At 42.4% G+C, this 13,996-nt stretch carries 13 protein-coding genes and 1 tRNA gene; 11 read left to right on the forward strand and 3 right to left on the reverse strand.

The window, feature by feature from the left end:
• Positions 1-87 precede the first annotated feature (87 nt).
• The gene (locus tag NST34_RS09740; RefSeq protein ID WP_076298564.1) at positions 88-528 is read left to right on the forward strand and encodes a GNAT family N-acetyltransferase; all 441 of its coding nucleotides are present in this window, start codon (positions 88-90) and stop codon (positions 526-528) included.
• Positions 529-790: 262 nt separating this feature from the next.
• Here the strand turns inward: NST34_RS09740 and NST34_RS09745 are convergent, their stop codons facing one another.
• Together NST34_RS09745 and NST34_RS09750 are read right to left on the reverse strand one after the other, a co-directional pair.
• Positions 791-6,736: an endo-beta-N-acetylglucosaminidase gene (locus tag NST34_RS09745; RefSeq protein ID WP_341127657.1), complete on the reverse strand. Its 5,946-nt coding sequence runs from the start codon at positions 6,734-6,736 to the stop codon at positions 791-793.
• Positions 6,737-7,123: 387 nt separating this feature from the next.
• Positions 7,124-7,210, reverse strand: a tRNA-OTHER gene (locus NST34_RS09750).
• 459 nt (positions 7,211-7,669) lie between these two features.
• Here NST34_RS09750 and NST34_RS09755 point away from each other — a divergent pair.
• From NST34_RS09755 to NST34_RS09775, 5 genes are all read left to right on the forward strand, one after another.
• Positions 7,670-7,993 (forward strand): DUF2834 domain-containing protein, encoded by a 324-nt coding sequence (locus NST34_RS09755; protein ID WP_341127658.1) that lies wholly within the window; start codon positions 7,670-7,672, stop codon positions 7,991-7,993.
• Positions 7,994-8,015: 22 nt separating this feature from the next.
• Entirely contained in the window at positions 8,016-8,144 is a 129-nt protein-coding gene (locus NST34_RS09760) for a hypothetical protein (protein WP_339270188.1), read from the forward strand.
• Entirely contained in the window at positions 8,141-8,368 is a 228-nt protein-coding gene (locus tag NST34_RS09765; protein ID WP_339802331.1) for a hypothetical protein, read from the forward strand. Before NST34_RS09760 ends, NST34_RS09765 begins: the two co-directional genes overlap by 4 nt.
• Positions 8,369-8,640: 272 nt before the next feature.
• Complete coding sequence (locus NST34_RS09770) at positions 8,641-8,808, forward strand: hypothetical protein (protein WP_179086649.1); 168 nt, start codon at positions 8,641-8,643, stop codon at positions 8,806-8,808.
• Between the two features lies 1 nt (position 8,809).
• Entirely contained in the window at positions 8,810-10,363 is a 1,554-nt protein-coding gene (locus NST34_RS09775) for a stalk domain-containing protein (RefSeq protein ID WP_341127659.1), read from the forward strand.
• 151 nt (positions 10,364-10,514) lie between these two features.
• Here NST34_RS09775 and NST34_RS09780 read toward each other — a convergent pair whose 3' ends face one another.
• A complete protein-coding gene (locus tag NST34_RS09780) occupies positions 10,515-10,931 on the reverse strand; it encodes a hypothetical protein (RefSeq protein WP_341127660.1) in 417 nt (138 codons plus the stop codon).
• Positions 10,932-11,139: 208 nt separating this feature from the next.
• Here NST34_RS09780 and NST34_RS09785 point away from each other — a divergent pair, with 208 nt between their 5' ends.
• The 5 genes from NST34_RS09785 to NST34_RS09805 all read left to right on the forward strand — a co-directional run bounded on the left by NST34_RS09785 (position 11,140) and on the right by NST34_RS09805 (position 13,792).
• Positions 11,140-11,424: a WYL domain-containing protein gene (locus NST34_RS09785; RefSeq protein WP_445667656.1), complete on the forward strand. Its 285-nt coding sequence runs from the start codon at positions 11,140-11,142 to the stop codon at positions 11,422-11,424.
• 73 nt (positions 11,425-11,497) lie between these two features.
• Positions 11,498-11,902: a VOC family protein gene (locus NST34_RS09790; RefSeq protein ID WP_076283207.1), complete on the forward strand. Its 405-nt coding sequence runs from the start codon at positions 11,498-11,500 to the stop codon at positions 11,900-11,902.
• A 50-nt stretch (positions 11,903-11,952) separates the two neighbouring features.
• The gene (locus tag NST34_RS09795; RefSeq protein WP_341127661.1) at positions 11,953-12,192 is read left to right on the forward strand and encodes a hypothetical protein; all 240 of its coding nucleotides are present in this window, start codon (positions 11,953-11,955) and stop codon (positions 12,190-12,192) included.
• Between the two features lie 202 nt (positions 12,193-12,394).
• The gene (locus NST34_RS09800; protein ID WP_341127662.1) at positions 12,395-13,351 is read left to right on the forward strand and encodes a quinone oxidoreductase family protein; all 957 of its coding nucleotides are present in this window, start codon (positions 12,395-12,397) and stop codon (positions 13,349-13,351) included.
• A 6-nt stretch (positions 13,352-13,357) separates the two neighbouring features.
• Entirely contained in the window at positions 13,358-13,792 is a 435-nt protein-coding gene (locus NST34_RS09805; protein ID WP_341061977.1) for a MarR family winged helix-turn-helix transcriptional regulator, read from the forward strand.
• Positions 13,793-13,996 lie beyond the last annotated feature (204 nt).

Here is a 13,996-nt window from a genome sequence, read left to right on the forward strand (position 1 = left end):
CGCTTGTTTGGATAACGGAGAGCGACTAGTAAAATAAAAGAAAAAAGGTAATTTAGCGACTAGTTGCCTATAAGAAAGGGAGTATTTATGCAAATAGAATCGCTTAATTCTAGCGATAAGTTATGGCAAGTCGTTGCTGAGTATGCGCTGAATTGTTCATGGAAAGCAGGAACTACTTTAGCTAAACAAATGAAAGAATTCCATTTTTCAGACTGGGAAAGAGTTTTTGCAGCATTAGATGGTGATCGTATTGCTGGCTATTGCACTTTAGCAAAAACAGACTGCATACCTGATGTTTCCTATACACCTTATATCGGGTTTGTGTTTGTGGGAGAGCAGTACAGAGGCGATCGATTAAGTGAAAAGTTGATTTTATCTGCCTTGGCATACGCTAAGGAACTTGAATTCGATAAAGTATACCTTGTCAGTGATCATGTTAATTTGTACGAAAAATATGGTTTCAAGAAGGTAGATGAGAAAGAGGCACCTTGGGGGGCAATGGAGACTATTTTTATGCACTTGGCGTAACGTGCTGCTATCTAGCAAAGGGCCATTCCGCAAGGGATGGCCCTAAAACTTGCAGTTTCAGCTAGCGCGGAGAACCCTATCACAAGTAATGTCGAAATTTATGAAAAAGCTAGTAATTAAGAGATTACATAAGGTTTTAGAGAGAGACCCCGTATATACGTTAGCGTCAAGTACTAGCAAACGAAAACAAGCACACCTTCACAATTAAGATTAGGTGTGCTTGTCATAGCTTGTATTAGTCTATTCTGTTAGTCATTGCAATTTACTTTGTCATAATATTGTAGAGTGTCTGAGCAAATTCCGCTCTGGTTGCTTTATCTACTGGTAAGAGGTTACCGTTTAATCCAGATATAACTCCATTATTCACAAAGTATGTCATGGCAGCAGTTGCATAAGCAGATACTGTATCACTATCTTTAAAGTCTTTCAGTTCATTTGGAGTAGTTCCGGTCGGCAATGCATTAATGCTCTTAAGCGTATTATATGTCAATACAAACATTTCCTGTCGTGTAACTTCTTTTTCAGGTGCAAACATGTTATTGCCCGCACCATCTGTTATACCCAACCGCTTTGCCGCTGCTAGATACCCAGTATAGTACGTGTTTCCAGCGTCACCGAAGTTGTTTTCAGAGTTTTGATCTGGATTGATACCAAAAGCTTTCATTATCATTACCAGAGATTGTGCGCGGGAAACTTTTGTTTCAGGACCAAAGTTCCCATTACCTAATCCATTGGTTATGTCTCTTGCTGCTAAATAGCTTACGGCATCATTGTACCAAGCGTTGGCTGCAACATCGGTAAATTCAATATTGTTGTACCCTACAGCATATTGCGAGAAATGAGGTACACTGAATGTTAGTGTTTGGGTTGTCACATCATACACACCATTTTTCACCACATTAAGTTGGCCAGCAGTATTGATATGGTAAGCTACAACTGCAATTGGCTTCTCATCGGACTTAAGTGCATAAGGTATTGTTACTGTTATGTTTCCACTAAACTCCGATATCGTCTTGTCACCGCTAGTAATATCGAAATTCACAACGGGTCTATCTCCAACTTTGTGCTGATAATCAGCATCTAATGTTGATGGTTCCATCTTCGTAGCAGTAATGGTAACAGTTCCTGTTGCTTGATCGGAGATGCTTGATATCGCATTTCGACCAAATGTCATTGTTCCGATTGGCGTAGATATTGTTAAGGTAACCGCCGTATTAGATGTGAATTTCATCAAGGATTCATTTGATAATGTAACTTTGACTGCTTTAGCATTTGATGGAGCGTCCACATCCAGTTTAATTGCTACTTCAGTATTTACACCTTGATCAGCAGCTTTTGATACAGCTGTTGTGATAGCATCATCAATCAGTTTGCCAGGTACTGTAGTAACTGCTATTCCATTTTCATCTGTAGTTTTCACAGAAGTTACAGTTGTTACCTTGCCTTGAGAAACAGTTGTCTCATAAACGGGAACGGGCTTTGTTGTAACTTCACCACCACCTGATGGAGGTTGGACAACTGGAGGTGAAACCACTTGTTTCTTTAATACGGTAACTCCGATACTTACTTTCAATGAAATACTATTGGTATTTACCAAGTCAGAAGGCAATATTACTTCGCCATTTACTGTAAACGTTTGTTCTGTCTTGACTGAAGGATCGTAATCAGCAGAATTCACATCCCAAGCTACAACTGCATTCATTTTTCCGTTATTAGTTACTAATACAACGGTAGCAGGTAGCTTAAGATCAGCGATTGTCTTTAGAGTTCCGTTAGGCAATCCGGTTATCGCTGTCGGTGCTTGAATGCTTACAAGCTCTATTCCAGGAATCTTCTCAAATTCAGCAGTAATTATTACATCTTGAGCTGGCATTGTAAATGTATCTTCGAGTATCACATTGCCATTTACTTTCAGAGAACCTGTTTTTAGTTGATATCCAGCATCAGGTGTTACTGTCAATTTTACAGTTTGACTTGGTTTTGCTGTCGATAGATCTGATGTTACTGAACCATTAGTCATAACACCAACTGTAATCGTGTAAGGTTCATCTGTATCTTTTACTACTCTAATCGTTTTATCAGCAAACTTCGTCGAATCAACTTCAGATGTTGCTCTAATTGTAAGCTGATCTGCTGTTTCATTTTCGTTAACCATCAGCAATCCGTTGAAAATTTTAGTATCGACATTTTCAGCACCATAAACAGCCCATGTAACGGATGTTGATGCGTCATTTTTTACTGCCACATTAGCAGTGAATTGCTGAATCTTACCAGCCTCAACGAAGTCAACTTGGTCAGGGATTGTAACACTGATTACTTTTGGAAGTAGTTCATTTACTACTAACACTTGTGCTATTCCTGATTTTGTTGTATCAAACGTTGAAGTTGCTTTAACTGTCAGTACACCACCAATTTCTTCGTCAGCAGCAACACGGAGTACCCCGTCACTGATGGTAGTATATTGACTTGAGTTACCGTACACATCCCAAATAACGGTATCACCAGCATTACCTGCGACTTTAGCTTTAAATGTTAGTGTAGTTCCGATCTTTCCATCCACATCGTTAGGGGTTATGGTTACAGAATCAACTACGTGGTCTCCACCCTCTACCAAACGACTTACCACATTATCAAGATCAAACCTTAACTTTTCAAGTTCAGTCTTTGTTACAGCTATTGTAGAAGATTCTACTCCACTGATAATACCTTTAGTTTTTTCTAAAACATCACTAAAGAGTTTAAAGCTATCAGCTGTATATTGATCTTCAGTGTATGTTTTTTCATATTCGTTACAGACTTCTTTAAGTCTTTGAATATTTCCAATACTACGAAGTGCTAAGGCCGATTCTTCTAATGCAGCTCTATATCCTTCTGCGTCACTCGCTGTAACTGCTGTTGATAGTGCTGCTTTAATAGCGTTTAAAGCTATTGAGAATGGCCCCCATGTAGCGGGAACATAATTGGCTTCATGCAAATTACTATAACGATTGACTAAATCCTTCAAAGAAGCTTGGTCAACATAAAGCTCATTAGTAGGATCATAAGTATATTCTAGTCGTCCTGAGTTAGGTTTCCCATATTGTTTCAGTTCATAATACAGCGTGCCACCATCTTTGGACAACGGAACTCTTGCCTGCCTAATGAAATCTTGGCCTTCTTCTACTTGCTGTGAATGTAAAATAGGTGATTGTGAATCAGCAGTTTCATAAATCTTCATAGAAGTCCCAACATCTAATCCTTCTAAGGTAAACACACCGTACTTACTACGTGTTTGGTTACCCATTAAAGAATGCTCCAGCTTAATTGATGTTGGTAGCTTAATTTCCGTTCCAACTTCAGGCGCATATTCAATACTAGAACGTAAGCTCACCACTCCATTTACATTAGTTGTGTAATACAATCTGCCGCCTTCAGGAATTAATGTTAAATTCTCAAAAGAAGCCACTCCACGATTAAGCTGCTTGTATTTATTGTTTGGTTGTGTAGCTTTTACCTCTGCAATTGGTTGGTCAGACTTCAGGCTGTCATAGATTTTCACGATACCTGTATCATCTGCAACCGTTCCCCCTGATCCGATAGGCATTGCAACATTGTCTAAAACTACAGAATCAGTTGCTCCAACATTATTTTTCACTGTTACATTGCGGTCTAGCAAGGCTGTGGAATGAGGGACATAAGGATTCTCATACAATTCAAATTCATAGATACGAATTGCATGCCAAGGACAGTTATCACTTTTTGTAACGTGAAGCCTAATATAACGTGCTGTAATAGGAGTATCAAGTACACGGTCGGTAACGTCTTGACGGTTTCCGATTACCTCATCGACTTTTGTGTAATTTAATTTTATAACTCTCTGCTTACTAGTAGGGTCATTAGGATCTAAAATAGGTTGTCTATCATCTTTCGCATACTGTAAATCAAACGTGTCGGTATTAAAATCTACGCCCTCACCTGCACCGGCAACGTTAGCATGCTTAACAACCCAACGGCTAATATCCATATCTTTGCCCAAGTCGAAGTAAGCAGATGCAATTGTTTTACCTGAAGCCCATTTACTGTTTGGAATAACACCATCGTTAATTTTGTCAACCTTGCCCCCAGGGTCAAAAGAGCCATCATCAACGACCGGGACGTTCAACGCAATATTAGTACCTTCTACTTGCGCTACTTCGAAACCACCCGTAACAGCTGGCCAGTTGAAATTGAATGTTTTTACCCCGCCAACTGTTCCATTAGCGCTGTATGATGTAATTTCGAAAGTAGTCTGTGCTTCTTCATTGTCTCTTACAAATCTACCTAAATAAAAAGCATCACTTGGTGTTGCGCCAATGAATTCTTTTGTCCCATCAGCGTATACGCGATGGATGGTGTATAGTGACGCATTGGCAGATTTATCCCAATATATTCTTGCTTCTGCTGTTGTATCATTTACATATATTGAATCATCAAGTGTAATTGCAGATGTTGCTGCAGGAGCAGCTTCATTTGTTGTAAATGCAAGTCTTCCGATATTTATAGAATAGTCCTTAACATCCTCATTTGCATTTATTTTCAATGATATCGCAATTGCTTTTTTATCGTGTTTTGATAGGTCGATAGTAGAGGTTGTCCAACCATTCTTCTCTGTACCAGCTGGAACAGGGTAGAATTCGAAATTACTATCGTCATAAGTATCGCCAAAGCATAAACCAACATACACATCGACATCTGAAGCAGGTGTTTTATATGTGATGCTTATCTTACTATTATCAGTGATCTCTAACTGTGAGCTGTATAGCTTTATGTGATTTGCTTGATTTGCGTCTAGATTACCTGATAACTTTAACGATGATCCTCCCCACCAAGCATCTTCATAATCAAAATTAGGAGCTAGCTTAGAACCTTTACTATCAACAATCCAACGCCAAGTTGGTGTTATATCCGTTAGTGAACGGTTATACCAACCCTTTTCCTTACCAGTAACAATACCGTCTTCATAGAATTTCTTACCGTTACCAACTGTGAAATTTGTTGCAAATTCATTTCCTATAATTGGTGTTTGGTCTGCAACAAGATTTGAAAATCCAGGAAAAACACCGAGAGTACGTGTTTTATCTCTAGGATCGAATGCTGGACCTGTCCACAAACGTAGTTCTTCATGGTTCATAAAATCATCGATACTCTTAGAGCTAATGAGTGTTGCGTTAGGCCCTAGAATACCGAGAGATGTTTTTAATTTCCCATCGGGACCAATTAGATTAGTAACATCAGCACCTTTGTCGGTATAAGGGAAGTTCTCCCATGTCGCATGGATATCAAAAGGGCTTCTACCAGCGTCTACGACTGACTTAATTGAAGCATTAATATTTCTCCAGCTCATGTCAAGCCACCAGTCGTTATTTAAGCGTGTATCCCCATCTTGCATCCAATTTTTAACGTCAGATTCACCTAATTGACCTTTCCCGTTATACCAAGCCATAGTAAAGTTATCTGGCTTCTTCTCCTGAATATATGCGAGCATCTCTTTAAGTTTTGCCATGCTCTCTGGACTTGAACTTGATTCTTGATTAATGGTAAAACCATCAAATCCATAATACTGAGCAATTTCAACTAATTTATCGGCAGCAACAAAATTACCTTTAGCGTCCTGTTCCACCAACTGATCAATAAACTTACCACCATATGCACTGTCACCCCAAGGGATGAAAATAGTTCCAGTTGCCTTTACACCGTTTCTATGTGCAGAGTCTATATGCTCTGGTGTCGGTATAGCAATTGGCCCCTCAGCTGACGAGCCTCCCCAATAATTGTTGATATCAACGTATTGGAAATTTGTCATTGCATATGTGTAAGCGCCATCGCCACCCTGTGACGGTGATTGGCTTGCACGTGCACTTGTACCACTAAGAGGGATTATTCTTGCATCGCGTGATGCATTAGGATTGACGGATGGTCCCATCCACCTTTTTGCCAGAGGAACAGCACTCCGATTATATCGGGCATCGGGGTCATTATCAGGAGTCCAATTTTTCAATTCGTCGATTTGGAATGCTGCCCCATAAGGCTGCAATGTTTCATTATGCAAATAGTACTCATTTGATATCGGCAATGGTTCAGGCCAATACCCCAAGGCAGCTTGTACTGGTTGCCCTGTAATCAAAACAGTAGAAAGAGTGGAGCCAACAAGAACACAGCTCAACGCTTTCTTAATAAGAGGTTTTTTCATCTGATTATCTCCTACTTTGTGTATTTTTTGAAGATTTCGTGCTGCTATTTACTCCTATTAGGAGTTGAGAGACACTATTTAATTCTTCATCCTATACGCTAATCAAAGCAAATGACTAGACTTCGTGGGACGTATTCATATCCCAACATCTTACCTAGTACCGCCTTCTGAGTGTTTGTATCAACCCCTTTATGAGATATTATCTAGTGGGCTTCGAGTGCAATAAACCTTAGAATATCTGTACATAAGCAAATCATTCGGTCTCTGAACCAAACTAGTAAGCTATGGTGAAGGGCGAGAGGTTCGAATCCTCAAGCGGCTCTTCACAGCCACAGATGCGTTCCAAGCAAGTACTCTAGACCACTCTGTCACCTTACCTTATTAAGTTGGGTAAAGGAGAGATTCGAACTCTCGGTGATACTGCCGTACCACAAGGGATTCCCCTCTGCAATCAACCACTCTGCCACTTCACCCATAATGGAGGACAAAACAAGATTTGAACTCGCGAGAGCAACTGAAGGCACTAAACCATTGCACATACATCTTGCCCATCACGCCAAATGAAAGCGGTTTCAAAAATTCATTAGTTACATTCTAGCAAATACGTGGATTTTAAGACTACTGTACAAACAATAGAAAGTAGTCAAAAAACTATAGGGTTGACCAAAGTTTTCAATAGTTCTTTCGCTTATACGTCTCTAAGTCAGTTGCGCTGGTTGCCAGAGTAATGGCCCTAAAACTTGCCGTTACAGACAGCACGGTGAACCGTACCATAAGTAGGGGCAAGTTTTTTTGAAAAATCGCGCTGAGGCTTGGAATGGAGCCTTGAAGGACATGGGTTGAAGAGCGGTCACGCGCAGCAGCGAAGATGGAGCAAACGGACTTTTGCGAGTTTTTTGGAGTTGCAAATTACAAAATAATGGAGGGTTATAAATGAAGTGCTTTTACGGAGTATTATCTTTTTTGGGACTCGTCTTGCCCTATTCGCAATTCATCCCTTGGGTCGTGCGCAACGGCCTCGATTTGTCTCTCCTATTTGAAGCCATAACCAGTACGCGTATCGGAGCTTTTGCATGGATGGATGTTTTAGTTACCGCGATCGTGCTTATGGGATTTATTCTGTTAGAAGGCACCAGAAAGAAAATGAAATATTTATGGCTGCCGATTGCAGGTACGCTACTGGTAGGTCCTTCACTGGGTCTTCCCTTGTTTTTGTTTCTTCGACAATTACACTTGGAGAAAAACATTCTAAAATAGTATCAAAGATGGGAACGGAAACATGGTTAAACGAATCAGTTTAAAATGTTCGGCATTTCTTGAACGTCATACTTCCATCGACGCAGCAAAGAATGTAATCTCGGATGCAGAGGCATGGATCGTAGACTTCAAAACGTTCTCCAACACATGATCACCTTTCAATTCATTATTGAAACAGATAGCGTGGGGCGTTTGCTTGCTCAGATTGAGGCATCTCCCCTTACTCTTTTTTCAGAGTCATCAACAGAATTAAAGCTGCGTTTAGAAGATTGGGAAACGAAACGTCCGACAATAGAACTTAATGGTTCTTTAGTAGTGTACATCGTAAACGATGGGCCTGATGTTGAAGTTGACGTACCAGCGGTACCAGGCTAAAGACTTCCTGCAAATGAATTGAAGGGTTGTCCACTATAATCTGTTTTAGTATGAAAGCTTGCCGGTACAGACTGAGCGGAGAACCTTATCATAAGTAGGGCGAATTATTATGCTTTTGAGTATGAATCTTCGCACAATCTCCGTTGTCGGCTTCGGTAAATGACTACTAAATTAATTTGTCATGTGACAATACTGATGACAGCGGTCACTATTAAATACAATTAGTTCCATTATAATAGATCTAGCTAGTGGTGCTAAGTGGTATACCCGGATTGTTCGCGACAGATGAAGGTAAGGCATATGCGGCAGTGAGCTTTGCTGGAGGAACGGGACTTGAAGGTGATCCCTATCAGATTGCAACCGCCGAACAATTGAATGCTGTTCGTAATTATTTAGGTGCTGGTATCTACTTCGAATTGACTAAATATGGGGGAAAGTAAAGTGATAAAAATAAAAAGACTGCAGTTATCTATTGTACTTGTGCTTGTAATGACGTTGTTTGTGGTCCCTGTTGCTCAGGCGGCTCCGGTCGGCCAAGTGGCCGAGATTTCTATTATCGTTAATGATAGCGTAATCCCGAGTGACGTCGAACCCGTTGTCCATAAAGGAACCGCGCTTATGCCTTTGAGGGTCCTTGAAGACTCGCTCGGCGTGTCTCTTAACTGGAACAGTTCTACACAAACAATAGCGGTTTTTAAAGGAGATGCATCGGGTACGCTGATTATAGGCGACCCGACCGCCAGCATTAAAGTCGGTGATGTAGAGGAGAAGGTCACGCTCGATCAACCTGCTAAGATCATTCAGAACCGGGTTATGGTACCGGTACGTTTTATTGCCGAATTATTCGGTGCAAAAGTAGTATGGAATTCCACCATGAAAACCATCACCATCAGTACTCAGCCATCGGTTGACCAAGAATCGCAGAATTCTAAAGGCAATGGAGTCAAGGGTGATAAAGGCGATACCGGAGCGACTGGGCCAGCGGGAGCACAAGGCCCAGCAGGACCGGCGGGATCACAAGGAGATCCAGGGTCAGCGGGAGCACAAGGCCCAGCAGGACCGGCGGGATCACAAGGAGGTCCAGGGTCAGCGGGAGCACAAGGCCCAGCAGGACCGGCGGGATCACAAGGAGATCCGGGGCCAGCGGGAGCACAAGGCCCATCAGGACCGGCGGGACCACAAGGAGATCCGGGGCCAGCGGGAGCACAAGGCCCATCAGGACCGGCGGGACCACAAGGAGATCCAGGGCCAGCGGGAGCACAAGGCCCATCAGGACCGGCGGGACCACAAGGAGATCCAGGGCCAGCGGGAGCACAAGGCCCAGCAGGACCGGCGGGACCACAAGGAGATCCAGGGCCAGCGGGAGCACAAGGCCCATCAGGACCGGCGGGACCACAAGGAGATTCAGGGCCAGCGGGAGCACAAGGCCCAGCAGGACCGGCGGGACCACAAGGAGATCCAGGGCCAGCGGGAGCACAAGGCCCAGCAGGACCGGCGGGAGCACAAGGAGATCCAGGGCCAGCGGGGACTTCTTTTACCTCGGAAGGATTTTCTGTTACGGGTACGACATACTCAATCGCTAGTAGCACGCTATTTACGAATTGGAGTGAGGCGTCCCCTTATTACGCAAGCCCTGCATTTAATCCTGCTACAGGGATATTTACGGCACCGGCCACTGGCAAGTATGCTATACATGCAACTGTTAACTATAAGACTAACGTTCCAGTTAGTATAAGCTTAGGAAGTGGCATTGATCCATTTTTTACCGTAAAGAAGAATGGCAGCACTGATTTAATAAAAGGTTATATGCCTATCTTGGACGTTAATATAGCGTTAATTTTAACTATAAGGACCGTACTAAGTAGTGCGACGGTGACGCTATCCGGTGATGTAGAGCTGCAAGCAGGTGAGGAAGTTGGATTATATTACGAAGCTGACGGTCTAACCCTTGGTTTCAGTACGGATATAGTATGGTCGATTCATCGGCTATCCTAATACAAGGTTGCATGAGGTGAAGTTGAACCTTTGGTAATAGAAACACATCTTAACAGATATAGAGTCGGGCCATTCTCTTTGGGAGAATGTCTGGCTCTATTTTTGAATAGGACTCTTTAACGAGGATAGTTAAGCAACTGTCTACAACAAATTATTGATCTTTAGGGGTGACTGGTTCAGAGTAGAACTGTTGATATCGTTCCAACAATTTCTTACCATTCTTCTTGACATAGTCTCGTTGCTTTCTAACATTATATCCTTTATAGGAACCATAGAAAATTCCTGAAGATGTGTGTAGATTTACAGCGTTTGATGCCACGCGGTTTGTAGGTTCTGTATTAATTTCTACACTGTCATAAAAGCGACTTCTTTTTGCATCTACAACAGTTGCATTCCAACCTTGCTTGTTTTTAATATCAGCAATCCGTATCCTAGCAACTATTGCTACAACCACTTCTTGCTCATTGTTCTCATCAGTTACAAATGCGTCGATAATATGTTTATTACTAGCTAGGTCAAGAACTTGTGTAACATCAAGTGTTTTTATTTCATTTGATCCGTTCGTCATATAAAACAACCCAACCTTTCATATTCAGATATAAATTGTATCGGAAATATATGGGTAGCTTATTACATCAAATGACGAAGGTAAGCCTGTGATTCAATTTCGGGGCTTTCTCTGACAAAGGAAAAGCCCCTTCCGCTTGTCAATCAGCTTCGTTATCCCTCGTTTGTTTCAAATGAAGAAACAGGCGTAATCGCGATTCGAGCTTCCTGTGCATTTTGACTTAAGAGAGTATATCCCTCCGGATGATCGCCACTTGCGAGTTCATCTTCGATTTAATCATGATCTCGCAGATAAGGTGAAGGAATCCAACTATCATTACATTGAAGAAATGAAAGAGCATCAAGCTGGATTAGATGTGGTTTTACGCGTACGCCAACTGGATGAATTACTGCAATGGGTGCTCGGCTGGGGAGCGGGTGTAATCGTATTGGAGCCTGAATCATTCCGGAGTAAGATTCGTGAGGAAGCCCGAAAAATTTCAGAACGCTACTGACATAACGCTGTCAGTAGCGTTGTTTTATTATCGGGTATGTAAACATAAAGGAGTATAGAAAGGATGGTATTTTGTGAATTTTGCTTCTGTACGCATCATTACCGACGATGTGAATCGTCTCGTCGAGTTCTATGAAAAAGTTCTGGGTGTTTCGGCGGTGCACCCCGCGCCTGTTTTTGCCGAACTCGTTATGCCAGCATGTACCCTGGCAATCGGCCACTCCCAAACGGCGCAGCTATTCGGCGCTGGTTCCGTAGTGGCAGCGAGCAATCACACTGTCATCATCGAGTTCCGCGTCGACGATGTCGAAGCCGAATATGCACGCTTGAAGCCAATTGTCTATGATTGGGTAAAAGAACCGACCACGATGCCGTGGGGAAACCGTTCTATGCTGTTCCGTGATCCCGACGGCAACCTTGTAAACCTCTTCGAGCCGGTGACCGAGGAAGCGATTAAACGGTTTAGTGGCAGGCATTGATTAACTGATCTTCATGAGGGTCATGTCGAGGTCGTAGCTAATTAATAGGTTTGTCATGTGGTCCTGATAGTAGTCAAAATATAACTAATTTTGCGTACCTCTCACAGCATAGAACACATCGGAGACAGACTTGCTCTGCTGCCGCAGCACCTGCTCCAGCCATTGACGGTCAACCTGTTGTGTACGAGATTGTCTTCCATGATTTTGCCTCCATAATCAGTTCAACAGGGAACGACTGGACGGCCGCGGTGAACCGTATCATAAGTAACGGCAAGTTATTGCTTAATTAGTCTGGATGCAGAAAGACCGACCTGCCTTGCATATGGATAGTCCAGCTGAAAGACCGTGTCCAATTGGCGACGGTGAAGCACGAATTTAGCTAACCCTTTGACCTCAGTATATTCATCAAGGAATGGTTCGAAATAAAATGTGCATTGTGCACATAATTTGTGCGATGCACATAATTTCGAATGAGAGCTGGGTGTAATAACTATGAAGGCAGCAACAGTGAAGAAGAAGGGGACCATTCCCGTAATGGGTCATTTTGATTCCCCTGTTGCGACAGGTGGGCAAGTTATAATTAACGTTTCGGCAACAGCCTTGAGTCGAGTTAGCAAGTTCCGTTCAATGGGTAAGCACTACTCATCAGAAGTTAATTTTCCAATTGTAGCTGGTATTGACGGTGTTGGAACTTTGGAAGATGGGTCTCGAGTTTACTTTGCACTGCCAACGGCACCGTATGGTAGTTTGGCTGAGCAAACCGTTGTCAACGAGAAGCTAGTTGTTCGTTTACCAGATGGTATTGATGATCTCACTGCTGCCGCTATTGCCAACCCAGCTATGTCGTCATGGGCTGCATTGGTATTTCGGGCTGGCTTCAAATCCGGCCAAACGGTTTTGATTAACGGCGCTACTGGGGCATCCGGTAGCTTAGCAGTTCAGATTGCTAAGGGCCTTGGGGCCAAGAAAATCATTGTAACGGGACGCAATGAATCGAAGCTACATTCACTTGGAGCCGATGAGGCCATTGCATTTGATATGACAGCTGACTACGGACAAAAAATGTTTGAAAACGGCCTAATGCCAGTTATTGCTGAAGGTGTTGATGTTATATTGGATTACCTTTGGGGTGATAGCGCATTCGCCATCATGGCAGCTCTTTCTAAGAATAATACGGATCGTGTAACCCGCTTTGTAAGCATTGGAACTTCATCTGGACAAGAAAACATAAATTTACCTTCATCTATTTTACGCTCATCAACAATTGAACTGGTAGGTAGTGGAGATAAGAGTGTTTCTAAAGCTGATATGTTATCCGCTGTTCAAGGTGTTTTTGAGATGGCCGCCGAGGGGAAGATAAAGATTGACACAACAGAGTTTGCTCTAGAAAATATCGAAGAGGCTTGGAATGCTCCGCTTACACCACGTCCAGTAGTAAAGGTGCGATAAAAAGAAATGGAGAATGAAATTTTTAAAGCGCTAATTGATTTAGTTTCCATTATCAATCGGCCAGACCGTGATAAGAAAATGATTGCTGATGCTGGTGTAAATTTGGAGGCAGCAGCCTTTCGCGTCTTTGTTGGTATCGAGCATCTCCAACCGACTAGTGTTGGTGATTTGGCTGCTATGATGGGGAAAAACTATTCGAGTGTTAGTCGGCAAATCGATAAGTTAGAGACCGCCGGGTTGGTTTATACTTATCCATCAAGTTCAGACTCTCGAATTCGTGTGTCTGAATTGACAAAATACGGGGAGGAAATCAATACAATGATTAACCTCGCCCGTGAGCGCAATATGCATGAAGCTTTAGCTGATTGGACTTGGGATGAAAAAAACGCATTATTAAATAATTTAAAGCGTTTATTCGAATCGTTGCAAAAGTTCGACTGAGTACTGTTGTTGCAACTTTTTCTCTCCATGTTCGAATGCGACTCTTGTGTTGTGTTGTTTAATCATCCAAACTCATAAGTTCAATAGACGTTTCTCTACGACCAAGAAAGGAGCTGCCACGGCAGCTCCTTTCGCATTTTTCGCCGTTAGCCCTGTTACGGTGAACCGTATCACAAGTAGAGGCAAGTTTTTTGAAGAAAAACT

The organism is Paenibacillus sp. FSL H7-0714 (assembly GCF_038003765.1).
Lineage (GTDB): Bacteria > Bacillota > Bacilli > Paenibacillales > Paenibacillaceae > Paenibacillus_AQ.